Source organism: Microbacterium sp. TW_SC_2 (assembly GCF_055361165.1).
In genome coordinates, this window is the sequence record NZ_CM143952.1 from 1,533,118 (window position 1) to 1,557,287 (window position 24,170).

A 24,170-nucleotide genomic window follows, 5' to 3' on the forward strand; every position below is an offset into this window, starting at 1 on the left:
CGTGCCCGAGGGTCACTCCGTCCACCGGATCGCGCGCCAGTTCGACCGCAACTTCATCGGGAAGACGCTGAACGCGTCGAGCCCGCAGGGCCGCTTCGCGGAAGGTGCGGCCCAGCTCGACGGACGCCGGGCCGTCAGCGTGCAGGCGGTCGGCAAGCAGATGTTCCTGGAGGCCGAGGGCGACCTGTGGTTGCGGGTGCACCTGGGTCTGTACGGTGCCTGGGACTTCGCCGGCGAGATCCTCGTCGACCCGACCATCGCCTCGGCGAACGGTCGCATGGGACAGACGAATCAGCGAGGCACCGACCTCGAACAGACGCCCGCGGAAGACGCCATCCTCGACGACGCGGGGGAGAACTCCCTGGCCTCCATCGGCGCTCCGCGACGCACTCGGGTTCATGTGCGGATGTCGGAGCAGACGCGCGGGCTCGCGGACGGCGATGAGGAGTGGCCTCCTCCCATCGTCGGACAGGTACGTCTCCGGCTGATGACCGACATCACCGCGGCGGATCTGCGCGGGCCGACGGCGTGCGTGCTGCAGACCCCCGAGGAGATGCTGGCCTCGGTGGCGAAGCTCGGCCCAGACCCCCTGGTGGGCGACCCGATCGAGAACGAGGAACGGTTCGTGCGCGCCGTGCGCAAGAAGCCGACGGTCATCGCGCTGCTGCTGATGGATCAGTCCGTCGTGAGCGGCATCGGCAACGTGTATCGCGCGGAGATGCTGTACCGGCAGAGGTTGAACCCGCACACGCCCGGTCGCGATGTTCCCGAAGACATCGTGCGCGCCCTCTGGCACGACTGGGTGCGGCTCCTCGCGATCGGGGTCGACACCGGCCAGATGATGACGATGGACGACCTGGCGCCGGAGCAGTACCGAGCGGCGATGGCGCACCGGGACGACCGTCACTGGGTCTACCACCGCGCAGGGCTGCCGTGCCGGGTGTGCGGGACCGAGATCGCGCTCGAGGAGATCGGTGCGCGCAAGCTCTACTGGTGCCCGCGCTGCCAGGCGTGAGCGGGTCGTGACCCGTGCGGGTCGGGCTTCGGTTCTAGGCTGAGAGAATGCGTCAGAACTTCCGTATCCGTCTCGCCGCTGCCCGGACGTCGGTGACGTCATGACAGGCGCGGGCGAGTCGATCTCGATGATCCGCGCGGTGCGGATCGCAGGGCCCGGGCGCGAGTTCCTGATGGACGACGAGCCGGTCGACATCCACATCGCGGCCGACCGCATCGTGGACATCGCGCCCACCGGAGCCCTGCGGGCCAGCGGGGATGTGGTGGATGCGGACGGGGCGTGGGCGCTCCCCGGGCTGTGGGACAACCACGTGCACACGGTGCAGTGGGCGCTGTCGGCCGAACGCGAACCCCTGGGATCGGCATCGACCGCCGCGGAGGCCGCCGCGCGGATGACCTCGGTGGCTCCCTTGCCCGACGGCCGTCGCGTCGGCAGCGGGTACCGCGACGCGCTGTGGCCCGACGAGCCGACGCGGGAGGTGCTCGATCACGCGACCGACGGGGTGCCGACGTATCTGATCAACGCCGACGTGCACAGTGTCTGGTTGAACTCGGCCGCGCTGCGGCGCGAGGGCTTCGTGAGCGCCGACGGGGTGCTGCGCGAGGAGGACGCGTTCGAGATCTCGCGACGGCTGAACGCCGTCGATCCCGCGCACAGCGACCGCGCCGTGCAGGCGGCAGGGGAGCAGGCGGCCGCGCGGGGCATCACCGGGCTGGTCGACTTCGACATGGCCTGGAACGCCGAGGCCTGGCCCCGCCGCATCGCGCAGGGCTTCGCGACGCATCGCGTGGAGTTCGCGGTCTACCGGGCCGGTCTCGAGCGCGCGATCGCGGCGGGGCTGCGCACCGGGGAGCCGGTCGAAGACCCCGATGCCCCCGAGGCGGGACGTGGACTGGTGCGGATGGGGCCGCTCAAGATCATCACCGACGGCTCACTCGGCACGCGGACGGCGGCGTGCTCGCATGCCTACCCCGAGAGTTCCGACAACCACGGCGTCCTCAACGTCGAGCCCGAGGAGTTGCACGAGCTGTTGCTGCGGGCGACCGGTGCGGGCCTCGGTGTCGCCCTGCACGCGATCGGCGATCGGGCGATCACCTCGGCCCTCGACGCGATCACCCTCACGGGGGCGACCGGGACCATCGAGCATGCGCAACTCGTGCGGCACGCGGACCTCGCCCGCTTCGCTCGACTCGGAGTGATCGCGAGCGTGCAGCCGCAGCACGCCCTCGACGACCGCGACCTCGTGAACCGGCTCTGGGCGCAGCAGACCGCGATCGGCTACCCGCTCGCGTCCCTGCGTGATGCGGGTGTGCTGATGCGCTTCGGATCGGATGCGCCGGTCGCCCCTCTCGATCCGTGGCACGCGATATCCGCCGCCGTCACCCGGACCGACGATGACCGTGAGCCCTGGCGCCCGGAGGAGCGCCTCAGCATCGACGATGCCCTCGCGGCAAGCGTCCGATCGTCCCTGCGTCCCGGTGATGTGGCCGACATCGTCGTGGTCGGAGCCGATCCACGGACAGCGACCGGGCAGCAGCTGCGACACATGCCTGTTCGGACGACCGTGCTCGGCGGTCGGCTCACACACACCTCCTGACGGACGACGAAGGGCCCCGGGATCAGATCCCGGGGCCCTTCGTCATGAGCGGTGCGAGGGCGTCACGCAGCGATGTGCGAGACGAGGAACCAGCGGTCCTTCTCGAGACCGCGCATGATCTCGATGGCGACGTCCTGGCTGGTGAGGTCGACTTCGTCGAGACCGTCGATCGCGGCCTTGACGTCGACGAGGATCGCGTCGATGTCGGCGATCACGGCGCGGACGAGCTCGTCCGACTGCGTGAACCCGGCGGGTACGGCGGTGCTGCCGGCCTTCGCGGCGACCGTGCTCAGACGCGCGTCGATCGGAAGACCCAGGGCGACGATGCGCTCCGCAGCGGTGTCGGCGAATTCACCGGCGTGAGCGACGATGGTGTCGAGCAGCTCGTGGACGCCGATGAAGTTGGCGCCGCGCACGTGCCAGTGCGCCTGCTTGCCGTTGACGGTGAGAGCCTCGAGTCCGAGGACGACGGGAGACAGGAACTGGGCGGCGGCCGCGGCCACAGTCGGGTCGCTGGCGGTGGTGGAAACGGTCTGTACCTTGCTCATGATGTGCTCCTCCAGGGTGCCGATACGTGTGTCTTGAGCACAACGCTACTCAGCCTGAGACATTCCGCAAGCAAGCTGAGGCTCCGCTTACCGGCCCGGAATTCCGCGGAACGGCGGGGTTCTGAGGATAGTCTCGCCTCATGAGCATCGCATCAGGAGCATCCGTCCTCTCGCTGCCGGTCGGGACCCCCCACGTGGCCGAGGAGTCGTTCGTCGCGGACGGCGCCCGGCTCGTCGGGGCGGTCACGCTCGAGCCGGGGGCCAGTGTCTGGTACAACGCCGTACTCCGAGCCGACTCGGCCGCGATCACGATCGGAGCGGACAGCAACGTGCAGGACAACGCGTCGGTGCATGTCGATGCCGGGCATCCGGTCGTGATCGGCGCGAAGGTGTCGATCGGACACAACGCCGTGGTGCACGGGTGCACCATCGGGGACGGATCCCTGATCGGGATGGGAGCCGTGGTGCTGAGTGGAGCGGTGATCGGCGCCGCGTGTCTGGTCGCGGGCGGCGCGGTCGTTCTCGGCGGCACGGTCGTCCCCGACGGTTCGCTCGTCGCCGGAGTCCCCGCGCGGGTGCGACGCATGCTGGATGAGAACGAGAAGGCGGGGCTCATCGCCAATGCCGGCATCTATCTCGAGCATCAGAAGACGCACGGGGCGGCCACTCCGGCGTGACCGGACGCGACGCTAGGCTGGATGTGCAGGGGGCGGTGGCCAAGCTGGTGAAGGCAGCGGGCTCATAACCCGACGATCGTGGGTTCAAGTCCCACCCGCCCTACCGACACGGACCCGACCGTCGGCGCCGAGAGCTCGTCCCGAGCGACTCGGGGTCAGTCGAGTTCGCCCACCTCGAGATGCTCGTCGATCAGCGTGACGCCGCCGCTCGAGTTCGCGGAGAGGGCGAGATCCTCGATCCACTTCCTGCTCAGCGACGGGGTCTCCGCCTCCTCGAAGTCGAAGCGGAGCGGGATCGAGGGGTGCAGCCAGATGGTCGATCGCCCGGGCGTGTCACTGTCGGGATGCCGCCAGGAGAGCGTGAAGCTCTCGTTGCGGCGCAGCTTGGTGGCGATGACCACCTTGAGGTGCGCGAGGGCGCGATCCTCGATCTGGATCGGGTCATCGGAGTTGCCGTAATAGAGACTGCCCACACCCCGACTCTATGGTCGGGTAGCCGGCCCGCCGCGGCGTCGGATGCGACGCGCGGACGACACGCACAGATCGTGCGCGAGATGTCATCATCCGTCGCGACGGGTCTGCGACGGATGGATCCCGTAGGCCTCCCGATAGGCGGCGGCGAAGCGCGAGGGATGCGCGAAGCCCCAGCGACGGGCGATCGTGGCCACGGAATCCCGCGTCGACGAACGCAGGTCCTGATGGGCGCCGTCGAGTCGTGCGCGGCGCAGCGACTCTGCGGGCGTGGTATCGAGCGACCGGCGGAACGCGTACTGCAACCCGCGGGTCGACATGTGCACGGCAGCGGCGACGTCGTCGACCGTGATCGGACGGTGCGCGTTCTCGCTCATGAACGCGAGAGCGCGGCGCACGGACGCCGGGGCGGGCATCGTCTGCGCCGGCCGCAGGAGGAGCTCGTCCGCGGTGGTCGCGAAGCTCGCCAGGGTCACGGCGAGTGCATGGCGCCCGAGCTCCGCCCGCAGGATCGCGTCAGAGCCGTCCTCGTCCGCGAGACTGCTCTCGACGTAGTCGAAGGTGTGCTCCCAGCGCTCGGCCGCGGCGGCGCTGCGCGGACGGAGGTCCTGGACACGCACGCGGAACCTGTCCTCGCCGCTCAGCGTCCGGGCGAAGCTGTCCACGGCATCCCTGTCGAAGACCAGCGCGCGCACCTCGGTGTCCGCGCTCCATCGCGCACGCACCTGCTCCCGATCGGTCAGCCACGGCCGCGCCGGGTCGAGATCGGTGCGATCCGCCGAAACCGCGGCATCCGGACCGTCGACACGGCAGACCAGGAACTGATCCTGCGGTTCGACCAGTGATTGGATCTCCGCATCGAGGGTGTAGCGCACCACGCTGACACCGTGCAGCTGCACGGAATGCCAATCGAACCGGAATCGCTGCGGGTCGACCTTCTGCAGCACGGCTGAGGGAACGAAATCCTTCCACGTGCTCTCGACGCGCGAGACGTCGCGCGAGCTGAAACGCACCGTCGATCCTCTCCCTTGCCCGTGCTCGAGGGGCCGAAGAAGGATATCGGATTTCGTGCCCCCGGGCGATCAGGGGCCTCGCGCGAGACGGTGACGCGCACGGCGATGGGCCGCCGACGAGGCAGGATGGTCTCGAGAGCAGTGGAGAGGCAGGATGCGGACATGACGGAGAAGCCCGGTCCCGAGCGGCTGCCGTCCCCGAGCGACCGACGGGATTCGGGCGTCGACACCACGATGCGCGACCTCGACGCCGCGTCCTGGGCCTTCATCGCCCGATCCGTGGTGCGCCGGTTCGTCACCGACCGTTGCCCGGATGCGGCGGCGGCGTTGACGTTCTACGCCGTCCTCGCCGTGATTCCAGCCGCGATGGTCGTGGTCTCCCTCGTCAGCATCCTGGGTCGCGATTCCGAGTTGCTCCGTCTCGTGGTCGGCGTGGTGTCCACGCTGGTCTCGCCCGCTGCCGCCGAGATGTTGCGGGACGTCATCGACGAACTGGCCTCGTCCTCGATCGCCTGGATCGCGCTGGTCGGTGGGCTCTCCCTGACGCTCTGGAGCGGCGCGCGGTTCGTCGCGGCGTTCGGGCGCTCGATGAACGACATCTACCGGGCGGATGAAGGGCGACGGCTCTGGAAGATGCGGCTCGTCCACCTCCTGCTCGCGCTCGCGCTCCTCACCGCGGGAGCGGTCGCGCTGATCGTGGCAGGCCTGTCGGACCGCGTCGTCGAGGCCGTCGACGACCAGCTCGGCTGGGGCGACACCGTGCTGCTCACGTGGAGGCTCATCCGGTGGCCGCTCGTCGTCGTCGTAACCATCGCGGCGTTGGCCGCGCTGTCCTTCTTCGCCTCGAACGTGCGTCACCCGCGCTTCCGCTGGATGACCTTCGGTGCCGGCTCGACCCTCCTGGTGCTCCTTCTCGCCAGCCTGCTGTTCAGTCTCTACACCTCCAACGTCGCCCAGTACGAACGGATCTACGGCTCTCTGGCGGGCATCATCGTGTTCCTGCTCTGGCTGTGGATCGCCAATCTGGCCCTGCTCGGCGGGGTGGAGTTCGATGCGGCTGTCGAACGGGCGCGCGAGCTCAAGCAGGGCGAGGCTGCCGAGCACCGGCCGCGGCTCGCTCTGCGCTCCACCGCCACGCTGCCGCAGAAGACGCGACGTCAGCGTGCGGAGCTGGCGTCCGCGCGGAGTCTCCGCGCCGACCTGCGGGACTGAAGCCCCGCGGTTCAGTCCCGTTCGCCGACGGGCGGTGTGCGTACCGGCCACGAACCGTCGAGAGTGTCGTCGGGATCGAGGCGGCCGATGCTGACGAAGTACTCGGTCAGACTCGCTGCCTGTGACCGCGCCCAGCCGATCTGTCGCGTGTGCAGCTCGATGAGCGAGGACGGCAGCACGAACTGCCGGGCGAGCGCCTGGGCGACGCGCCCGGCGGCGATGGCGTCGGCGGAGGCCTCGTGCGCGCCTTCCAGCGGAACCGCGTAGTGCGCGGCGACGACCTCGAGCGTGCGCTTGCCGCGCCGGTACCGGTCGTAGGCCTTGTCGATCACGAGCGGGTCGATGACGGGTGACGGATCGTGCAGCGGCTCGATGCCGTGTCGCCGCGCTTCGTACGAGAGCAGCGAGAAGTCGTAGGCCGCGTTGTAGGCGACGACGGGAACTCCCTGGGAGAGCAGAGAGCGAAGCGCGCCGGTGACGTCACCCACGACCTCCGCCGCGGGTCGTCCGTGCGCGCGGGCGTAGGCGGTCGTCACTCCGTGGATCGCGGTCGCCCCGTCGGGGATCGGCACCCCGGGGTCCGCGATCCAGGAACGGGCGGCGATCTGTCGGCCGTGGGCATCGAGAACGCCGACATGAGCGGTGACGACGCGATCGGACGTCACATCGACACCGGTGGTCTCGAGATCGAAGACCGCGACCCGGGTCAGCCAGTCGGGAAGCTCAGGTGCGGGTGCCATGGGATCACGCTAGAGCGGACCCCCGACATCCGCAGGAAGCCGCACGGCGACTCCGTAGACTCGGAGCATGACGCATCCCTCGCCCTACGCCGAACGACTGCGCCGACTTCCGGTGCGCCGCGAGGAGGTCGAGGTGGCACGGGGCACGACGGCCTACTGGGTCTACGGTCCGGAGGATGCCGCGACCACCGTGATCGCGGTCCATGGATTCCGCGGTGATCACCACGGTCTCGAGCCCGTTCTCGCGTTCCTGCCGGAAGCACGTGTCATCGCCCCCGATCTGCCCGGCTTCGGTGAGACGCCCCCGCTGCCGGGACGGGAGCACGATCTCGACGCGTACGCGGCCTGGCTGACGGAGTTCGCGGGCGCGGTCGCTCCCGGTGCCGTCATCCTGGGGCACTCCTTCGGGTCGATCGTCACGGCGGCCGCTGTCGCCGGGGGCCTGGAGACACCGCGACTGATCCTGCTGAACCCGATCGGCGCGCCGGCGCTCGAAGGGCCCAAGGGCGTGATGACCCGGCTCGCGGTGATGTACTACGCCCTGGGTGCCCGGTTGCCCGCGAGGCTCGGCACCGCCCTGCTGCGCAATCGCGTGATCGTGCGGGTGATGAGCGTGACGATGGCGAAGACGAAGGATGCCGCGCTCCGCCGCTTCATCCACGACCAGCACGACACGTACTTCTCCCGGTTCTCGGATCGCGACGTGCTCCGCGACGCGTTCGTGGCGAGCGTCTCGCACGACGTCCGCGAGTTCGCCCGCGACATCGCGGTCCCGACGCTCCTGGTCGCCGCCGAGCGCGACGACATCACCCCGATCGAGGCGGAACGCACCCTGGCCACCCTGTTCGCGGACGCGACGCTCGTGGAGATCGCGCACGTCGGGCATCTGATCCACTACGAGACGCCCGCGGAGGCCGCAGGCGCGATCCGTCGCTTCCTCAGGATTCCCGTCGCGCGAGGCCGATGAGACCGGCGACGCGGAACGGGATGACCTCACCCATCGCGAGCGATGTCTCGGTGCGTTCGACTCCCTCGATGGACAGGATTCGGGCGTCCGTGTCGAACAGGTGACGCGCGTCACGGCACGCGACGCGGGCGAGCAGATCGATCGATCCGCTCAGTCCGTGCGCCTGGACGACCTCGGGGATGCGCGCGAGCTCGTTGATGATGCGCGGAAGCTCGGTCTGTCGCACGCCGATGCTCACGAACGCTTGCAGGGGGAAACCGAGCACCTCGGGGGCGAAGGAGCGCTCGTAGGAGAGGAATATCCCGGTCTGCTCGAGGCGTGACATCCGGGCTTGGATCGTGTTGCGAGACAGACCGAGATTCTCGGCGAGCGCCACGATCGTGACCCGCGGATCATCGGCCAACGCCGCGAGGAGCTCGAGGTCGATACGGTCCAATCCAGACATAGTGCCAAACCATAGCAGTCCCGGTGTCCCGCAAATTGAGCAACATGCTCAAGCCGTCTTCCATTGCTTGAGCGACGTGTTCACCGAACGTACGCTCGGAGCAGGCCGGCGATGACGCCGCGTGCATCGCGCACAGCCCCACGAAGGCCGCCGAGACTGGAGGACGATGATGTCACCGCAGATCACGCCCATCGCCGACACCGCGCAGGACCTGGAGCTCTCGGAGCGCATCCTGATGCCGGACGGCACGCGAATCGCGAACCCCCGACTCGATCCTTTCGTCGCCGACGTCGACGCCGCCCAGCTGCGGGCGCTCCTGACGGACATGATCGTGCTGCGCCGCATCGACGCCGAGGGCGTTGCACTGCAGCGCCAGGGGCAGCTCGGGCTCTGGGCGCCCTGTCAGGGCCAGGAGGCGACCCAGATCGGCACCGCGCGGGCGCTGGAGGCGAGGGACTACGTGTTCCCGAGCTACCGCGAGACCGGAGTCATCTACGCCCGCGGTGCCGCGCCCGGCGACTACGTCCGCATGTGGCGCGGTGAGGAGGGGGCCGCCTACGACCCCGACGTGCTGCGGGTGGCGCCGCTGCAGATCATCATCGGCGCGCAGACGCTGCACGCCGTGGGCTACGCGCTGGGGATCCGCCATGAGCAGGCCGACGAGGTCGCGGTGACGTACTTCGGCGACGGGGCCACGAGTCAGGGCGACGTCAACGAGGCCATGATCTTCGCGGCCTCCTACCAGGCGCCCGTGGTGTTCGTGTGCCAGAACAACCACTGGGCCATCTCGGAACCGGTGTCGGTGCAGTCGCAGTACCCGATCGCGGGGCGCGCACCCGGCTTCGGCATCCCGAGCCTCCGCGTCGACGGCAACGACGTGCTCGCGTGCCTGGCCGCGATGCGCTGGGCACTCGAGCACGCGCGCTCCGGCAAGGGGCCGGCGTACGTCGAGGCGGTCACGTACCGCATGGGACCGCACACGACCGCGGACGATCCGACGCGTTACCGCGACGAGGCGGAGCTGGCGTCGTGGCGTCGTCGCGACCCCATCACCCGGCTCGAGGAGCACCTGCGCGCGGCGGGCGAACTCTCCGACGAGCATCGCGCCGAGTCGCAGGCGGTCGCCGACGAGGTGGCGAAGCAGATGCGGGCCGCCTGCCTCGGCATGGTCACGCGTCCGCCACTCGCGGTGTTCGACGGCGTCTACGCCGAGCCGCACACGGGTCTGGACCGCCAGCGCGACGAGTACGCCGCGTATCTGGCGTCGTTCGAGAGCGCGGTGTGAGGTGACCGAAGTGACTCTGGGCAAGGCCCTCGGCGCCGGCCTCCGACAGGCGATGCGCGACGACGAGAAGGTGGTCCTCCTGGGTGAGGATATCGGCAAGCTCGGCGGCGTCTTCCGGATCACGGACGGACTGCTCGACGAGTTCGGCGCCGCGCGGGTGATCGACACCCCCCTGGCGGAGTCGGGCATCGTCGGCATGGCGGTCGGCCTCGCGTTCCGGGGCTATCGACCGGTCGTGGAGATCCAGTTCGACGGATTCGTCTACCCCGCCTTCGATCAGATCGTGGCGCAGGTCGCGAAACTCCACTACCGGACGCAGGGTCGGGTGAAGATGCCGATCACGATCCGCATCCCGTGGGCCGGTGGCATCGGCGCCGCCGAGCACCACTCCGAATCTCCCGAGGCCTACTTCGTGCACACGGCGGGGCTCCGCGTGATCGCGGTCTCCAACCCGGCGGACGCCTATCGCAGTCTGCGCCAGGCCATCGCCTCCGACGACCCCGTCGTCTTCTTCGAGCCGAAGCGGCTCTACCACCACAAGGGCGAGGTCGATCTGGCCGCTCCGCTCGCCGACGCCCCGCCGATGGGCCTCGCCGAGGTGGTCCGGCCCGGCGGCGACGTGTCCCTCATCACCTACGGCGCGATGGTGTCGACCGCCCTGCAGGCCGCCGAGGCGGCCGAGGACGAGGGCGTCTCGATCGAGGTCATCGACCTGCGCTCCCTCTCGCCGGTCGACTACGACTCCGTGGCGGCATCCGTGCGCAAGACCGGACGCGTCGTCGTGGCGCACGAGGCATCGCGCGAGGCGGGCGTCGCGGCCGAGGTGATCGCCAGTATCACCGAGCGGTGCTTCGAGTACCTGGAGTCCGCTCCGCTGCGGGTGACCGGGCATGACATCCCCTATCCGCCCGCCAAGCTCGAGAAATACCACCTGCCCGACCTCGACCGGCTGCTCGACGCGGTCGACCGGGTGCTGGACCGCCCGAACAGCCTGACGGGGGTCGACGCATGATCGCGGAGTTCCTGTTGCCGGATCTCGGAGAGGGGCTCGCCGAGGCCGAGGTCGTGCAGTGGCTGGTCGCCCCGGGCGATCCGGTCGCCCTGAACCAGACCCTCGCCGAGGTCGAGACCGCCAAGGCCGTCGTCGAGCTCCCGTCGCCCTACGAGGGCACGGTCGCCACGCTGCACGCGGCGGCGGGGGAGACGGTCGCCGTCGGCGCTCCGCTCATCGCGTTCGACGTGGTCGGCGACGACGCGGCCGCGGAAGCGCGCACCGCGCAGGACGCAGGGGAGGGGGCGCCGGAGAAGGCTCAGCCGAACCTCGTCGGCTACGGTGCCGCGCCGGCAGCCAGTGGTCGTCCCGCCCGTCGCACCCGGCGCGTCGGAGCGTCACGGCCGTCGGCGGACACGGCGGTCTTGGAGGCCGCCCCGCATGACGCCGCGCCGTCCCCCACGGTCGACAGGGTGCTGGAGCGTCCGCGCTCCACGCCGCCGGTTCGGGCATATGCCAAACGTCTCGGCATCGACCTCGTGCTGGTCGCCGCGGCGATCGAGGACCGCGTCATCACCCGGCAGGACATCGATGCCTATGCCGAGCGCGTCGGCGCGGCCGTCCCTGGCACGCCCGACAGCGTGGTCGATGAGCCGATGTCCGTGCCCGATGCACCGCACGGCGCATCCGCGACGACACGTCGGGAGACCCGCATCCCCATCCGGGGCGTGCGCAAGCACACGGCGGCCGCGATGGTGCAGAGCGCGTTCTCCGCTCCTCATGTGACGGTCTTCCACACGGTCGACGTCACTGCGACCATGGAGCTTCTCGCCCGTCTGCGGGACGACCGCGCCCTCGGGGAGCTGCGGATCGGCCCGCTCGCGGTGATCGCGAAGGTCGTCTGCCTCGCTCTCTCGCGCGCTCCCGGTCTCAATGCGCGGTGGGATGAGGCTGCGGGCGAGATCGTGCAGTACGACTACGTCGATCTCGGCATCGCCGCCGCCACCGAACGCGGCCTGATCGTGCCGAACATCCGCAATGCCGAGTCGCTGTCGCTGACCGAGATCAGCGCGGCGCTGAAGAGCCTCGCGGAGACGGCCCGCGCCGGGAAGACGTCGCCGGCGGAGCTCGCGGGCGGAACCTTCTCGATCTCCAACATCGGCGTCTTCGGTGTCGATGCGGGAACGCCGATCCTGCCTCCGGGGCAGTCGGGAATCCTCGCCGTGGGCGCCGTGCGGCGGCAGCCCTGGGAGTTCCGAGGGGAGATCGCGTTGCGCGAGATGATGACGCTCAGCCTCTCGTTCGATCACCGTCTGGTGGACGGTGCCGAGGGTGCGCGGTTCCTGAAGGATGTGGCCGACGTGCTGGAGGAGCCGGGGCGCGCGATGCTGTTCAGCTGACAGCCCGGAGTGCGGCGTCCGCCATCGCGACCAGTACGGTCGCGGTGGCGGCGTGGCCCCGTGCAGCGGAGCGCGTGCTGTGGGGGGTGGAGTTGATGAGGCCGAAGCAGGCCTGCACCCGGAGGCGCAGTTCCTCCGGCGAGGCCTCGAGAAGCGGTGCCAGGGCGCCGATCCACAGCTCGATGTACGCGCGCTGCAGCCGCCGAACGGCGGAGCGGTCGGCGTCGGCCAGATGGGCCACGTCCTGATCCTGCACCTGGATCACATCGGCGTTGCCGAGGGCGAACTCGACGTGGAAGCGGACGAGCGCCCGCATGCGCTCCTCATCATCGGCGGCCGCCTGCGCGACCGCTGTACCGCCCGTGACCAGGTCATCACTGACCTTGACCAGCACAGAACCGAGAAGAGCCTGCTTACCGGCGTAGTGCCGGTACACCGCGGGTCCGGAGACACCGACCGCCGCTCCGATGTCCTCCAGGCTGACACCGTTGTAGCCGCGCTCGGCGAAGAGGCGTGCCGCGGCACGGAGGATCGCATCGGTGCGCTCCGCTTTGGCGCGGTCTCGGGCTGTGACCGGGGTTGTCATCTCAGTTAATCCTCGCTAACCTGAATCAACGGGTTAGAGCACACTAACCGAATCAGCAGGCACGCCGCCACCGTATGTCGGCGTGCGACGTGGGTCGAGGAGGACGTCACGATGCCTGTCACCCAGGAGTCTCTGGCCCGAGAGCTGCGTGAACGCCTCGCCACCACGGCTCGAGGTGGTCCCGATGCCTCCCGTCAACGCCACATCGCCCGCGGGAAGCTGCTGCCGCGTGATCGTGTCGCGCGGTTGCTGGACGAGGGGAGTCCCTTCATCGAGGTCGCCCCGCTCGCGGCGCACGGACTCTACGACGGGGAGGTGCCCGCGGCGGGCGTGATCGCCGGGATCGGCCTCGTGCACGGACGGCACGTGATGGTGGTCTGCAATGACGCGACGGTCAAGGGCGGCACCTACCTCCCGCTCACCGTCAAGAAGCACCTGCGCGCGCAGGAGATCGCTCGGGAGAATCGTCTCCCGTGCCTGTATCTGGTGGACTCCGGCGGCGCCTTCCTGCCCAAGCAGGATGAGGTGTTCCCCGATCACGACCACTTCGGGCGGATCTTCTTCAATCAGGCGACCATGTCGGCCGAGGGCATCCCGCAACTCGCGGCTGTCCTCGGATCGTGCACGGCCGGCGGCGCCTACGTGCCGGCGATGAGCGACGAGACCGTGATCGTGCGCGGTCAGGGAACGATCTTCCTCGGCGGGCCGCCACTGGTGAAGGCGGCGATCGGAGAGATCGTCACAGCGGAGGAGCTGGGCGGCGGAGAGCTGCATGCGCGCCGCAGCGGAGTCGTCGATCACCTCGCAGACGATGACGAGCACGCCCTCGAGATCCTCCGCGACATCGTCGCCACGCTGCCGCCGCCCGCTGCTCCCGCCTGGGAGGTCCACGAGAGCGTGGATCCGGCCGAGACCTCGTCGCTCTACGACGTCGTCCCCGTCGACGTCAATGCCGCGTACGACGTGCGCGAGGTGCTCGCGCGGTTGCTCGATGCCGACAGCTTCCACGAGTTCAAGGCCGAATACGGCACGACGCTCGTCACCGGGTTCGGGCGCCTGCACGGGCACCCCGTGGGCATCGTCGCCAACAACGGGGTGCTCTTCAGCGAGTCGGCGATGAAGGGCGCACACTTCATCGAGCTGTGCGATCAGCGCGGCATCCCCCTGCTCTTCCTCCAGAACATCACCGGGTTCATGGTCGGCTCCGACGCCGAGGCGGGCGGGATCGCGAAGGACGGCGCCAAGATGGTCACGGCCGTCGCCAGCACCCGGGTGCCCAAGCTCACGGTGATCATCGGCGGGTCCTTCGGCGCGGGCAACTACTCCATGTGCGGACGCGCCTACTCGCCGCGCTTCCTCTGGACCTGGCCGGCGAGCCGCATCTCGGTGATGGGCGGACCGCAGGCGGCATCGGTCCTCGCCACGGTCAAGGAGGACCAGCTCACCGCTCGTGGGGAGTCCTGGACCGCTGAGGACCGCAGCGCCTTCGAGGAGCCGATCCGCGCACAGTACGAGCAGCAGGGCGAGCCGTACTACGCCACGGCACGTCTCTGGGATGACGGGATCGTCGACCCGGCGCAGACCCGCGACCTGCTCGGACTCGCTCTCGACGTCGTGTCGCGCACCCCTCTGCCCGCCCCCCGCTTCGGCCTCTTCCGGATGTGAGTCGAGATGTCTGAGAACACCCTCCGTAGGGCCGCCGGGTCCTTCGACACGGTCCTCGTCGCGAACCGCGGCGAGATCGCGCGGCGCGTGATCCGCACACTGCGCGATCTCGGAATCCGCAGCGTCGCGGTCTACAGCGATGCGGATGCCGCGGCCCCGCATGTGCGCGAGGCCGATGTCGCCGTGCGCATCGGCCCGGCGCCCGCGGCCGAGTCGTACCTCGACATCGACGCCGTCATCCGCGCGGCCGTGCACACCGGAGCAGGGGCGATCCACCCCGGCTACGGCTTCCTCTCCGAGAGCGTCGGGCTCGCGGAGGCGTGCGCCGCGAACGGCATCGTCTTCGTCGGGCCCGGAATCTCCGCGCTGCAGATCATGGGCGACAAGGCCCGCGCGCGCGAGCACGTCGTCGCGCACGGGGTGCCGGTCGTCCCCGGATTCGACGCCGGCGGTCTCACCGATGCACAGATCGCGGATGCCGCCGACGAGGTCGGCTACCCGCTCCTGGTCAAGCCGAGCGCGGGAGGCGGCGGGAAGGGCATGGAGATCGTCGACGGCCCGTCCGGACTCCCGACCGCCCTCGCCGCCGCCCGGCGGGTCGCCTCCGCGGCCTTCGGGGACGACGCTCTGATCCTGGAGCGGCTGATCGGGCGCCCCCGGCACATCGAGGTGCAGGTCTTCGGCGACACGCACGGTCACGTCATCGCCCTCGGCGAGCGCGAGTGCACCCTGCAGCGCCGGCACCAGAAGGTCATCGAAGAGGCCCCGTCGGCGGGACTCGACGAGCACACCAGGACCCGTCTGCTCGACGCCGCGGTGCGCGCCGCGGAGAGCGTGGACTACGTGGGCGCGGGGACCGTGGAGTTCCTGATCGATGCGGATGCCCCCGACGAGGTGTTCTTCATCGAGATGAACACGCGCCTGCAGGTCGAGCACCCGGTCACGGAAGAGGTGACGGGTCTCGACCTGGTGGCGCTGCAGCTGCGGGTCGCGGCGGGGCATCCTCTCGACGTCGTCCCGGTCGTCCGCGGTCACGCCGTCGAGGCGCGCATCTACGCGGAGTCACCCGAGCGCGGCTTCCTGCCCTCCACGGGCACCGTGCTGTCCTTCCGCCCGCCCGTCGGCGTACGCGTCGACGCCGCGATCGAGACCGGGAGCGTCGTCACCGGCTTCTACGACCCCATGATCGCGAAGGTCATCGCGGTCGGCGACGACCGGGCGACCGCGCTCGCCCGGCTGGACCTCGCCCTTTCGCGCACCGTGGTGCTGGGCGTCGACACGAACATCGCGTTCCTGCGTCGCCTCTGCCGCCATGAGCGCGTCGTGGCGGGCGACCTCGACACCGGGCTCATCGAGACACTGCTTCCGCTGGAGCCGGTGCCGCCGACCTCCACCATGCTGGTGGCGGCGGCCATCGAGTCCGAGCGGTCGGCGGCTCCGGCGGCGATCCGCCCGCGAGCCAGTGCGTTGTGGACCTCCAGGCCGGGGTGGCGCCTGGGCTCGGCCGCGGTCCCGGTCGCATCGCCGCTGTACCTCACCGACGGAGACGAGGTCGTGTCGGTGCCGGACGGGGCGCGCGACCCCGGAGACGCCCGGGCCGCGGCGGATGCCGACGGCGCGGTGTGGGTGACCGAGCACGGGCTGAGCTCCCGCCTCCGCCCCGTGGACAGACGGACAGCGTTGCGACGTCGACTCGCCCGGCGCGAGAGCGCCGAGGCGTCCGCAGTTCCGCACGGACGCGCGCCCATGCCGGGCGCCGTCGTGGCCGTGCATGTCGCGGAGGGTGCGCCCGTGACGGCGGGCACCCCGTTGCTGTCGATCGAGGCCATGAAGATGGAGCACCCGGTGCTCGCACCGCAGGACGGCACCGTGCACCTGCTGGTGTCGGTGGGAGACCAGGTACGTCGTGACCAGGTGGTCGCGCGTGTGACGACGGAGGAGAGCTGATGATCGAGGATCTGACAGACGAGGAACGCGAACTCGCCGCGATGGTGCGGGAGTTCGCCGACACGGTGGTCGCGCCGCAGTCGTACGAGGCGGACCGCACGCACACGCTGTCCATGGATGTGGTGGCGCAGATGGGGGATCTCGGCCTGTTCGGACTGCCGTTCCCGGAGGAGTACGGCGGTCAGGGCGGCGACTACATGGCGCTGTGTCTCGCGATCGAGGCCCTGGGACGCGTCGATCAGTCCCTCGCGATCACGCTGGAGGCCGGGGTCAGTCTCGGGGCCATGCCGATCTTCCGCTTCGGGACCGAGGAGCAGAAGCGGGAATACCTCCCGGATCTGCTGGCGGGGCGTGCCCTGGCAGGCTTCGGGCTGACCGAACCCGAGGCCGGCAGTGATGCCGGCGCCACCCGCACCACCGCGCGGCTCGAGGGTGATGAGTGGGTGATCGACGGCTCGAAGCAGTTCATCACGAACTCGGGCACGCCCATCACGCGCTTCGTGACCGTGACCGCGGTCACCGGCACCGAAGGTGGTCGCAAGGAGATCTCGACCATCATCGTCCCGAACTCCACCCCCGGATTCACCGTGGAGGCGCCGTACGACAAGGTCGGCTGGAACGCGTCCGACACGCACCCGCTCACGTTCATCGGAGCCCGCGTCCCGGCCGCGAACCTGCTCGGTGCGCGGGGCAGCGGATTCCGCAGCTTCCTCAGCATCCTCGACGAAGGACGCATCGCCATCGCCGCGCTCTCCACCGGGGCGGCGGAAGGATGCCTGGAAGCGGCCGTCGACTATGCGAAGAACCGCACGATCTTCGGCAGCGCGCTGAGCACACGTCAGAACGCCCAGTTCACGCTGGCACGGATGCGGGCGCGGGTGCACACGGCGCGACTGGCGTGGCATCACGCCGCGCGACTGCGCGACACCGGCCGACCGTTCGCCGAGCAGGCGGCGATCGCCAAGCTCGTGGCGGGGGAGGCCGCGATGGACAACGCCCGGGATGCCACGCAGATCTTCGGGGGCAACGGCTTCATGAACGAGTTCCCGGTGGCGCGTCACTACCGCGACTCCAAGATCCTCGAGATCGGCGAGGGCACGACCGAGGTCCAGCTGCTCGTGATCGCCCGCGCGCTGGGGCTCGCCGGGTAGCGTGACAGCATGACCCAGGACATCATCCAGCGGGGACTCTTCTACGAGGAATTCGTCGTCGGCGCCCGCTACCTCCACCGACCGGGGCGCACGGCGACCGAGGCCGACAACGTCCTCTTCACCACGCTCACGATGAACACCCAGGCCCTGCACCTGGACGCGGCGTTCGCGGAATCCCAGTCGCCCTTCCACGCCCGGCTGATGAACTCGATGTGGACCCTGTCCACGATGGTCGGCGCCTCGGTCGGACAGTTGACCCAGGGCACGCTCGTGGCGCAGCTCGGCCTGGGGGACATCGCCTTCCCGCATCCGCTGTTCGCCGGAGACACGCTGTACACCGAGAGCGTCATCGTGTCGAAGCGCCTCTCGGCCTCACGGCCGGGTCAGGGCCTCGTCGAGATCGCCCACACCGGCAGGAACCAGGACGACACGGTGGTCGCGACAGCGCAGCGGACCGTGCTCGTGCGCACGCTCCCCGAGGAGGCGACCCGATGACGTTCGAACTCGGACCCGCCCTGCTGTTCTGCCCCGGCGACCGTCCCGAACGCTTCGGCACGGCGCTCGAGCGGGCGGACGCGGTGATCCTCGATCTCGAGGACGCCGTGCTTCCTGCCGCGAAAGCCGCCGCTCGGGCGAACCTCGTCGCCACCGACATCGATCCGTCCCGCGTGATCGTGCGGGTGAACGCGCCGGGATCCGAGGAGTTCGCCGCTGATCTCGACGCTCTGAGCCGGACCGATTTCACCACCGTCATGGTCGCGAAGACGGAGGAGCCCGAGGCTCTCGACCGCATCGACGACCGGTACTCGCTCATCGCCCTGTGCGAGACCGCGCGGGGCGTGCACGCGGCCGATCGCATCGCGGCGCACTCCCGGATCGTCGCGATGATGTGGGGCGCGGAAGACCTGATCGCCTCGCTCGGGGGCACCTCCAGCCGCACGCCCGACGGCGTCTATCGCGATGTCGCACGATACGCCCGCTCCCGCGTGCTGCTCGAAGCGGGCGCTCACGGAAAGCACGCGATCGACGCGGTCCATGTCGACATCGCCGACACCGCCGGACTCGAGGACGAGGCGAGGGATGCGGCGGCGTCCGGCTTCGCGGCCACGGCGTGCATCCACCCGAGCCAGGTCGGAGTGATCCGGGCGTCCTACCGGCCCGACGAGGCCGCGGTCGCGTGGGCGCATGCCGTGCTCGCTGCCGCCGAACAGGAGCGCGGGGTGTTCCGCTTCGACGGCCGGATGATCGACGAGCCGGTGCTGCGGCACGCGCGTTCGGTGGTGTCGCGCGCGAGCTGAGCGTCACCGCGCTCGGGGTGCGAGCGGTCGGACCGGTTCCCGCCGACCTCGATCAGATCAGGACGGCGGAATCCAGCAGCCGGAGGGATCCGGGCGCGGCCTCGAAGCGATGGGCGGAGCCGTTGGCGAGCACCTCGCCGACCCGGGGGAGCGTGCCGCCGGACACGTGATCGATGACGGCCCGGATCACACCACCGTGCGCCACCACGATCACGGACTCCGCGGTGGGCGCCGAACGCCGGCGAGCTTCGCGAGCGATACGATGCAGGGCGGAGATGGCGCGCACTCCGACCTCATCGAGCGATTCCGCGCCGGGGACCGGCGCATGCCAGTCGCCGTAGGCCGCGATGTACTCCTCCACGAGCATTCCCTCGCCCTCACCGAACTCGCGCTCCCGCACGTCGGCGACAGGCTCCTGGAGGGGGAGTCCGAGACGCTCCGCGATGATCTCCGCCGTCTCCCGCGCGCGCCGCAGCGGGCTCGAATAGACCGCGTGGTGCCTGCCCGCCAGCAACCGCTCAGCCGCGGCGCGCGCGTCGGCCCGGCCTGTCTCGTTGAGCGGGATGTCGGTCGATCCCTGGATGCGGCGATCGAGGTTCCAGTCCGTCTGTCCGTGACGCACGAGGGTGAGCAGGGTCATCGGAGAAGCTCCTGGAGGGCGGGGAGCACGTCGCTGGTGCCGGAGGCGATGGTGACATGCGCCCAGGTGTCCGCGCGGGTCGGCTCGTGGTTGACGATGATGAGGGGGATGCTGCGGCGGCGTGCCCGCTCCACGAGCCGCACGCCGGAGTTCACGACCAGGGAGGAACCGGCGACGATCAGCGCCGTGCTCGCGCGCAGCAGCGACTCCGCGGCGCGGAACCGGTCCTGCGGCACGTACTCGCCGAAGAACACGACGTCCGGCTTCAACATGCCCTCGCACACCGTGCATACGGGGATGACGAAGCCGTCGACGGTTTCGGGCAGCACGTCGCCGTCGGGGGCGAGCGCGACGTTCTCGGGCACCGTGATCCACGGGTTGAGTTCCTCGATCTGCACGGCGATGTCACGCCGATCGAACACCTGGCCGCACTGCAGGCAGAACACGCGACGCATCGTGCCGTGCACTTCGATGACATGCGAGCTGCCGGCACGCAGATGCAGACCGTCGACGTTCTGGGTGACGACGCCGGAGACGAGCCCGGAGGACTCCATGTCGGCGAGTGCGATGTGGCCGGGATTCGGCGTCGCCTGCGCGAAGGCCTTCCACCCGAGGTGGCCCCCGACCCAGTAGCGCCGTCGTGCCCGCTCGTCGCCGAGGTAGGTCTGGATGGTCATCGGATCATTCCGCGCGGGCGCACCGAGGCCGCGATAGGCGGGGATGCCGGAGTCGGTCGAGATGCCGGCTCCGGTGAGCAGTGCGATCCGTCGGCCGCGGAGCAGCTCGGCGGCGCGGGAGATGGTGGCCGACAGCTCGGCGGTGTTCGACACGCTCACAGGACCTCCTCGATCGAGTCTACGATGCCGGACGCGACCCGCGCCGCGGATGACGACGGAGCGGAGGCCCCGGCGATGACAGACTGGGAGCGTGGACCTGCTGCGTGTGACCGATGCCGACGATCGCCGCCTGGACGACTACCGCGATCTCACCGACACGGCCCTCCGTGTGCTGCGGGAGCCGGCCGGCGGCCTGTACATCGCCGAATCCACCAAGGTCATCGCGCGGGCCGTCGCTGCCGGCCATCGTCCGCGCTCGCTCCTCGTGCAGGAGCGTCGGATCGAGGACATCCGTCCCATCGTCGGTGCACTCGATGTGCCGGTGTACGTCGTCCCCGATGAGATCGCGGAGGCCGTGACCGGCTTCGCCGTGCACCGCGGGACGATCGCGTCGATGCATCGCCCGGAGTTGCCGAGCGTCCGCGAACTCCTCGATGGTGCGCGTCTCGTGCTGATCCTCGACAGCATCGGCGATCACACGAACGTCGGCGCCGCGTTCCGGGCGGCTGCCGGCCTCGGTGCGGATGCCGTGCTGCTGTCGCCCGGGGGAGCGGACCCGCTCTACCGGCGCAGCGTGCGGGTGAGCATGGGAACGGTGTTCCAGGTGCCGTGGACGCGTATCGACGACTGGGAGTCCGCGGTCGAGGATCTTCACGCCGCCGGGTTCGACATCGCGGCGCTGGCCCTGCGCGACGACGCGGTCACGCTCGACGCCTATGTCGCCGATCGTCCGGAGCGCGTCGCCGTCGTCATGGGATCGGAGGGCGACGGGCTCTCCCGCACGGTCATCGAGTCCGCGGACACGGTCGTCACGATCCCGATGTCCGGCGGGGTCGACTCGCTCAACGTCGCCTCCGCGGCGGCGGTCGCCCTCTGGGCTCTCAGGAACTGACCGACTCAGTCGGGCTCGCGGAAGACCATCGGCGACGGGTCGGGACGTTTCGCGGCGAGGTTGTCGCCGGACGACTGGTGGCGTAGACGCCGGAGCACCCACGGGACGAGGTGCGCGCGCGCCCACACGAAATCCTCCGAGCGCGCCTCGCGCCAGGTGCGCAGCGGGAGCGCGGCGGGCTGCATCGCCTCGAGGGTGTTCGGCACGTTCAGAGCCCGCAGCGCCATGCGCGCGACCTCGTGGTGACCGAGCGCGTTGTAGTGCAGGCGATCATCCGCGAAGAACCGGGCGTCCTGGACGACTTTGAGCGCCCACTGGTCGGCCACGATGCAGTCGTGGCGCTCGGCGATCGCGCGGACGTTCTCGTTGTAGATCGCGACCTTGCCGCGGAAGGCGCGCAGGACCGGGCTGAACCCCGTGTCGACGCCCGTGAACAGCAGTACCGCAGCGCCTGTCGAGGCGAGGCGGGACACCGCGTCCTCCAGCTGCGCCGCGATCGCGTCGGGGTCGGTTCCCGGACGGATGACATCGTTGCCCCCGGCGCAGATCGAGACGAGATCGGGGCGCAGCGCGATGGCCGGATCGATCTGGTCGGCGACGATCTGTGCGATCAGCTTTCCGCGCACGGCGAGGTTGGCGTACGCGAAGTCGTCGACTCCTTGACCGAGCACGTCGGCGACGCGATCGGCCCAGCCCCGGTGGCTCCCCGGTTGCACCGGATCGGGGTCGCCGATCCCCTCGGTGAACGAATCTCCCACGGCGACGAAGCGCCGCCACGGGTGTGGAGTGTCGTTCGGGACGTACGGGGTGCGGGTCGCATCCTGGTCGTTCATCCGGCTCTCCTCTTCCCACAGGCGGTGACGGCGGCGGCCGCCGCGCAGTCATCGAGCCTACCCCCGTCGACCGTTCCCGGAAGGGCGGGTCGGCGCCGGCGACTCGGATCCCGGGGGAGCGCGAACGCATGTCGGCGGCAGCGATTATCGTGGACTCGATGCTCTCTCCGTCCTTTCCTCAGCGCGCCCCGTGGGGAACCGCGAGCAAGCTGCGCGCCTGGCAACAGGAGGCGCTCGAGAAGTACTTCGAGGCCGACCAGCGCGACTTCCTGGTCGCGGCGACGCCCGGCGCCGGCAAGACCACCTTCGCCCTCACCCTCGCCGTCGAGCTCATGCGGACGGGCGAGGTGAACCGCATCATCGTGGTCGCGCCGACCGAGCACCTCAAGACCCAATGGGCCGACGCGGCGGCGCGCGTCCACATCCGCCTCGACCCCCGATTCCGCAACAGCGACTGGGCGCCGGCACGGCACTATCACGGGGCCGTCGTCACGTACGCGCAGGTCGCGGCGAAGTCATCGGTGCATCGTCATCTCACCGAAGACGCGAAGACCCTCGTGATCCTCGACGAGGTGCACCACGGAGGCGACGCGCTCAGCTGGGGCGATGCGATCCGCGACGCCTATGCCCCGGCGAAGCGGCGCCTGCTGCTGTCGGGGACGCCCTTCCGCAGCGACACCGCTCCCATCCCGTTCGTGGAATACCACCCCGACGAGTCCGGGGCGCGCATCTCCCGCACCGACTACAACTACGGCTACGGCCGCGCTCTGGCCGACGGCGTCGTGCGCCCCGTGCTGTTCCACATGTACGCCGGCAAGATGCGCTGGCGCACGACGAACGGTGACGAGCTCGAGACGCATCTCGGGCAGGACAACACGAAGGACGTCACCTCCCAGGCCTGGCGCACCGCGCTCGATCCGGAGGGGGAGTGGATGCCGGCCGTGCTCTCGGCCGCGGATCGCCGTCTCACGGAGATCCGTCACCACGTGCCGGATGCCGGCGGTCTCGTGCTCGCCACGGACCAGACCGTCGCCCGCGCCTACGCCAAGATCCTGCACAGCATCACGGGACAGCATCCCACCGTCGTGCTGTCCGACGACGCGACGGCCTCCGAGCGCATCGACCGGTTCAGCGCCACGGACGCCCGGTGGATGGTCGCGGTGCGCATGGTGTCGGAGGGCGTCGATGTACCCCGACTCGCCGTCGGCGTCTATGCCACCTCGTCGTCGACGCCGCTGTTCTTCGCGCAGGCGATCGGACGCTTCGTGCGAGCACGGCGCCGCGGTGAGGCCGCCAGCGTGTTCCTGCCTCAGGTGCCGGTGCTCATGGGCCTCGCGAACGAGATGGACAAGCAGCGCGACCACGCCCTCGATCGGCAGTCGAACGACGAGGGCGACGGCCTCGAGGATTCGCTGCTCGACAGTGCCAATCGTGAGGACGATGCCTCCGACGCGCTGACGCAGGAGTTCAGCTATCAGGCGCTCTCCTCGGTGGCGCACTTCGATCGTGTCGTGTTCGAAGGGCAGGAGTTCGGGCAGCTCGCCGAGCCCGGAACGCCCGAGGAGGAGGAGTTCATCGGGTTCCCCGGTCTTCTCGAGCCGGAGCACGTGCATGAGCTGCTGATGCACCGCCAGAGCAGGCAGTCGCGCCTGCGTGAGGCGCGCGAAGCCTCGGCCGCGCCCACGGAGACGACCACGCTCCCCGCGCCGCTGCACCGCACCCTCAAGGAGCAGCGCCAACTGCTCAACAGCCTCGTGGGTCTGTATGCGCGGCAGAAGGGCGAGCCGCACGGCGCGGTGCACGCCGAGCTGCGTCGTATCTGCGGCGGACCTGCGGTCGCCCAAGCCACGGTCACACAGCTGCAGTCGCGCATCGACGTGCTGCGCAAGCGCGTCCGCTCCTGACCCCGCGGGTCGGCTTCGGATCCCCGAAATGCTGGCAATCGTGCGCTCGGTGGGGCC

24 protein-coding genes and 1 tRNA gene are annotated in these 24,170 nt (G+C 70.0%); 16 read left to right on the forward strand and 9 right to left on the reverse strand.

The genetic code is table 11. The features are described from left to right. Position 1: 1 nt before the first annotated feature. Together ACWA14_RS07195 and ACWA14_RS07200 are read left to right on the forward strand one after the other, a co-directional pair. Positions 2-1,015: an Fpg/Nei family DNA glycosylase gene (locus ACWA14_RS07195; protein WP_463797173.1), complete on the forward strand. Its 1,014-nt coding sequence runs from the start codon at positions 2-4 to the stop codon at positions 1,013-1,015. Between the two features lie 100 nt (positions 1,016-1,115). Continuing rightward, positions 1,116-2,612: an amidohydrolase gene (locus ACWA14_RS07200; RefSeq protein ID WP_463797174.1), complete on the forward strand. Its 1,497-nt coding sequence runs from the start codon at positions 1,116-1,118 to the stop codon at positions 2,610-2,612. Positions 2,613-2,674: 62 nt separating this feature from the next. Here ACWA14_RS07200 and ACWA14_RS07205 read toward each other — a convergent pair whose 3' ends face one another. Continuing rightward, positions 2,675-3,160, reverse strand: a complete 486-nt coding sequence (locus ACWA14_RS07205; protein WP_463797175.1) for a Dps family protein — start codon at positions 3,158-3,160, stop codon at positions 2,675-2,677. A gap of 140 nt (positions 3,161-3,300) precedes the next feature. Between ACWA14_RS07205 and ACWA14_RS07210 the strand changes: the two genes are divergently transcribed. Both ACWA14_RS07210 and ACWA14_RS07215 read left to right on the forward strand, forming a co-directional pair. Then, positions 3,301-3,837 carry a gamma carbonic anhydrase family protein gene (locus ACWA14_RS07210; protein ID WP_463797177.1) on the forward strand — a complete coding sequence of 179 codons (537 nt, stop codon included), beginning with the start codon at positions 3,301-3,303 and terminating at the stop codon, positions 3,835-3,837. 29 nt (positions 3,838-3,866) lie between these two features. Further along, positions 3,867-3,940 (forward strand) — tRNA-Ile (locus ACWA14_RS07215). Between the two features lie 52 nt (positions 3,941-3,992). Here the strand turns inward: ACWA14_RS07215 and ACWA14_RS07220 are convergent. Together ACWA14_RS07220 and ACWA14_RS07225 are read right to left on the reverse strand one after the other, a co-directional pair. After that, positions 3,993-4,310 (reverse strand): DUF7882 family protein, encoded by a 318-nt coding sequence (locus tag ACWA14_RS07220; RefSeq protein WP_463797179.1) that lies wholly within the window; start codon positions 4,308-4,310, stop codon positions 3,993-3,995. An 87-nt stretch (positions 4,311-4,397) separates the two neighbouring features. Then, positions 4,398-5,321, reverse strand: coding sequence for a helix-turn-helix transcriptional regulator (locus ACWA14_RS07225; RefSeq protein WP_463797180.1), 924 nt, complete (start codon positions 5,319-5,321; stop codon positions 4,398-4,400). 162 nt (positions 5,322-5,483) lie between these two features. On the opposite strand from ACWA14_RS07225, the gene ACWA14_RS07230 reads away from it, so the two are divergent. Further along, entirely contained in the window at positions 5,484-6,533 is a 1,050-nt protein-coding gene (locus tag ACWA14_RS07230) for a YihY/virulence factor BrkB family protein (protein ID WP_463797183.1), read from the forward strand. Between the two features lie 11 nt (positions 6,534-6,544). Here ACWA14_RS07230 and ACWA14_RS07235 read toward each other — a convergent pair whose 3' ends face one another. Beyond that, the gene (locus ACWA14_RS07235; protein ID WP_463797184.1) at positions 6,545-7,273 is read right to left on the reverse strand and encodes an exonuclease domain-containing protein; all 729 of its coding nucleotides are present in this window, start codon (positions 7,271-7,273) and stop codon (positions 6,545-6,547) included. A 67-nt stretch (positions 7,274-7,340) separates the two neighbouring features. Between ACWA14_RS07235 and ACWA14_RS07240 the strand changes: the two genes are divergently transcribed. After that, on the forward strand, positions 7,341-8,240 hold the full coding sequence (locus tag ACWA14_RS07240; RefSeq protein WP_463797186.1) for an alpha/beta fold hydrolase: 900 nt from the start codon (positions 7,341-7,343) through the stop codon (positions 8,238-8,240). Here ACWA14_RS07240 and ACWA14_RS07245 read toward each other — a convergent pair. Next, on the reverse strand, positions 8,212-8,685 hold the full coding sequence (locus tag ACWA14_RS07245; protein WP_463797187.1) for an Lrp/AsnC family transcriptional regulator: 474 nt from the start codon (positions 8,683-8,685) through the stop codon (positions 8,212-8,214). The genes ACWA14_RS07240 and ACWA14_RS07245 overlap by 29 nt on opposite strands. Before the next feature lie 169 nt (positions 8,686-8,854). Between ACWA14_RS07245 and pdhA the strand changes: the two genes are divergently transcribed. From pdhA to ACWA14_RS07260, 3 genes are read left to right on the forward strand one after another with little or no spacing between them, the layout of a single operon-like run. Continuing rightward, entirely contained in the window at positions 8,855-9,970 is a 1,116-nt protein-coding gene (gene pdhA, locus ACWA14_RS07250; RefSeq protein WP_463797388.1) for a pyruvate dehydrogenase (acetyl-transferring) E1 component subunit alpha, read from the forward strand. A gap of 1 nt (position 9,971) precedes the next feature. Continuing rightward, positions 9,972-10,982, forward strand: coding sequence for an alpha-ketoacid dehydrogenase subunit beta (locus tag ACWA14_RS07255; protein ID WP_463797189.1), 1,011 nt, complete (start codon positions 9,972-9,974; stop codon positions 10,980-10,982). Beyond that, positions 10,979-12,361 (forward strand): dihydrolipoamide acetyltransferase family protein, encoded by a 1,383-nt coding sequence (locus ACWA14_RS07260; protein WP_463797191.1) that lies wholly within the window; start codon positions 10,979-10,981, stop codon positions 12,359-12,361. Before ACWA14_RS07255 ends, ACWA14_RS07260 begins: the two co-directional genes overlap by 4 nt. On the opposite strand, the gene ACWA14_RS07265 is transcribed toward ACWA14_RS07260, so the two are convergent. Beyond that, positions 12,354-12,947 carry a TetR/AcrR family transcriptional regulator gene (locus ACWA14_RS07265; RefSeq protein WP_463797193.1) on the reverse strand — a complete coding sequence of 198 codons (594 nt, stop codon included), beginning with the start codon at positions 12,945-12,947 and terminating at the stop codon, positions 12,354-12,356. The two genes, ACWA14_RS07260 and ACWA14_RS07265, sit on opposite strands and share 8 nt — an antisense overlap. A gap of 111 nt (positions 12,948-13,058) precedes the next feature. Here ACWA14_RS07265 and ACWA14_RS07270 point away from each other — a divergent pair, with 111 nt between their 5' ends. The 5 genes from ACWA14_RS07270 to ACWA14_RS07290 are packed head-to-tail and all read left to right on the forward strand — an operon-like array spanning position 13,059 to position 19,008. Further along, complete coding sequence (locus ACWA14_RS07270; RefSeq protein WP_463797195.1) at positions 13,059-14,612, forward strand: carboxyl transferase domain-containing protein; 1,554 nt, start codon at positions 13,059-13,061, stop codon at positions 14,610-14,612. A 6-nt stretch (positions 14,613-14,618) separates the two neighbouring features. Beyond that, a complete protein-coding gene (locus tag ACWA14_RS07275) occupies positions 14,619-16,559 on the forward strand; it encodes an acetyl/propionyl/methylcrotonyl-CoA carboxylase subunit alpha (RefSeq protein ID WP_463797197.1) in 1,941 nt (646 codons plus the stop codon). Continuing rightward, the gene (locus ACWA14_RS07280) at positions 16,559-17,710 is read left to right on the forward strand and encodes an acyl-CoA dehydrogenase family protein (protein ID WP_463797199.1); all 1,152 of its coding nucleotides are present in this window, start codon (positions 16,559-16,561) and stop codon (positions 17,708-17,710) included. The genes ACWA14_RS07275 and ACWA14_RS07280 overlap by 1 nt, the downstream gene beginning before the upstream one ends. 9 nt (positions 17,711-17,719) lie before the next feature. Further along, positions 17,720-18,205, forward strand: a complete 486-nt coding sequence (locus ACWA14_RS07285) for a MaoC family dehydratase (RefSeq protein WP_463797201.1) — start codon at positions 17,720-17,722, stop codon at positions 18,203-18,205. Continuing rightward, a complete protein-coding gene (locus tag ACWA14_RS07290; protein WP_463797203.1) occupies positions 18,202-19,008 on the forward strand; it encodes an HpcH/HpaI aldolase/citrate lyase family protein in 807 nt (268 codons plus the stop codon). The genes ACWA14_RS07285 and ACWA14_RS07290 overlap by 4 nt, the downstream gene beginning before the upstream one ends. Before the next feature lie 52 nt (positions 19,009-19,060). On the opposite strand, the gene ACWA14_RS07295 is transcribed toward ACWA14_RS07290, so the two are convergent. Continuing rightward, a complete protein-coding gene (locus tag ACWA14_RS07295; protein ID WP_463797205.1) occupies positions 19,061-19,648 on the reverse strand; it encodes a histidine phosphatase family protein in 588 nt (195 codons plus the stop codon). After that, positions 19,645-20,484, reverse strand: a complete 840-nt coding sequence (locus ACWA14_RS07300) for a Sir2 family NAD-dependent protein deacetylase (RefSeq protein ID WP_463797207.1) — start codon at positions 20,482-20,484, stop codon at positions 19,645-19,647. The genes ACWA14_RS07295 and ACWA14_RS07300 overlap by 4 nt, the downstream gene beginning before the upstream one ends. 91 nt (positions 20,485-20,575) lie before the next feature. On the opposite strand from ACWA14_RS07300, the gene ACWA14_RS07305 reads away from it, so the two are divergent. Further along, positions 20,576-21,376 carry a TrmH family RNA methyltransferase gene (locus ACWA14_RS07305; protein WP_463797209.1) on the forward strand — a complete coding sequence of 267 codons (801 nt, stop codon included), beginning with the start codon at positions 20,576-20,578 and terminating at the stop codon, positions 21,374-21,376. Between the two features lie 5 nt (positions 21,377-21,381). Here the strand turns inward: ACWA14_RS07305 and ACWA14_RS07310 are convergent, their stop codons facing one another. Continuing rightward, positions 21,382-22,209 carry an SGNH/GDSL hydrolase family protein gene (locus ACWA14_RS07310; RefSeq protein WP_463797211.1) on the reverse strand — a complete coding sequence of 276 codons (828 nt, stop codon included), beginning with the start codon at positions 22,207-22,209 and terminating at the stop codon, positions 21,382-21,384. Between the two features lie 158 nt (positions 22,210-22,367). Between ACWA14_RS07310 and ACWA14_RS07315 the strand changes: the two genes are divergently transcribed. Then, positions 22,368-24,113, forward strand: a complete 1,746-nt coding sequence (locus ACWA14_RS07315) for a DEAD/DEAH box helicase (RefSeq protein WP_463797213.1) — start codon at positions 22,368-22,370, stop codon at positions 24,111-24,113. The last annotated feature ends 57 nt before the right edge of the window (positions 24,114-24,170 follow it).

Bases quoted from the DNA above. Each gene is read 5' to 3' on its own strand.
- ACWA14_RS07240 (WP_463797186.1), top strand. From the start codon at position 7,341: ATGACGCATCCCTCGCCCTACGCCGAACGACTGCGCCGACTTCCGGTG.
- ACWA14_RS07275 (WP_463797197.1), top strand. From the start codon at position 14,619: ATGTCTGAGAACACCCTCCGTAGGGCCGCCGGGTCCTTCGACACGGTC.
- ACWA14_RS07285 (WP_463797201.1), top strand. From the start codon at position 17,720: ATGACCCAGGACATCATCCAGCGGGGACTCTTCTACGAGGAATTCGTC.
- ACWA14_RS07205 (WP_463797175.1), bottom strand. From the start codon at position 3,160: ATGAGCAAGGTACAGACCGTTTCCACCACCGCCAGCGACCCGACTGTG.
- ACWA14_RS07235 (WP_463797184.1), bottom strand. From the start codon at position 7,273: ATGGCACCCGCACCTGAGCTTCCCGACTGGCTGACCCGGGTCGCGGTC.
- ACWA14_RS07295 (WP_463797205.1), bottom strand. From the start codon at position 19,648: ATGACCCTGCTCACCCTCGTGCGTCACGGACAGACGGACTGGAACCTC.
- ACWA14_RS07210 (WP_463797177.1), top strand. From the start codon at position 3,301: ATGAGCATCGCATCAGGAGCATCCGTCCTCTCGCTGCCGGTCGGGACC.
- ACWA14_RS07310 (WP_463797211.1), bottom strand. From the start codon at position 22,209: ATGAACGACCAGGATGCGACCCGCACCCCGTACGTCCCGAACGACACT.
- ACWA14_RS07270 (WP_463797195.1), top strand. From the start codon at position 13,059: ATGCCTGTCACCCAGGAGTCTCTGGCCCGAGAGCTGCGTGAACGCCTC.
- ACWA14_RS07265 (WP_463797193.1), bottom strand. From the start codon at position 12,947: ATGACAACCCCGGTCACAGCCCGAGACCGCGCCAAAGCGGAGCGCACC.
- pdhA (WP_463797388.1), top strand. From the start codon at position 8,855: ATGTCACCGCAGATCACGCCCATCGCCGACACCGCGCAGGACCTGGAG.
- ACWA14_RS07315 (WP_463797213.1), top strand. From the start codon at position 22,368: ATGCTCTCTCCGTCCTTTCCTCAGCGCGCCCCGTGGGGAACCGCGAGC.
- ACWA14_RS07280 (WP_463797199.1), top strand. From the start codon at position 16,559: ATGATCGAGGATCTGACAGACGAGGAACGCGAACTCGCCGCGATGGTG.
- ACWA14_RS07290 (WP_463797203.1), top strand. From the start codon at position 18,202: ATGACGTTCGAACTCGGACCCGCCCTGCTGTTCTGCCCCGGCGACCGT.
- ACWA14_RS07200 (WP_463797174.1), top strand. From the start codon at position 1,116: ATGACAGGCGCGGGCGAGTCGATCTCGATGATCCGCGCGGTGCGGATC.
- ACWA14_RS07230 (WP_463797183.1), top strand. From the start codon at position 5,484: ATGACGGAGAAGCCCGGTCCCGAGCGGCTGCCGTCCCCGAGCGACCGA.
- ACWA14_RS07260 (WP_463797191.1), top strand. From the start codon at position 10,979: ATGATCGCGGAGTTCCTGTTGCCGGATCTCGGAGAGGGGCTCGCCGAG.
- ACWA14_RS07245 (WP_463797187.1), bottom strand. From the start codon at position 8,685: ATGTCTGGATTGGACCGTATCGACCTCGAGCTCCTCGCGGCGTTGGCC.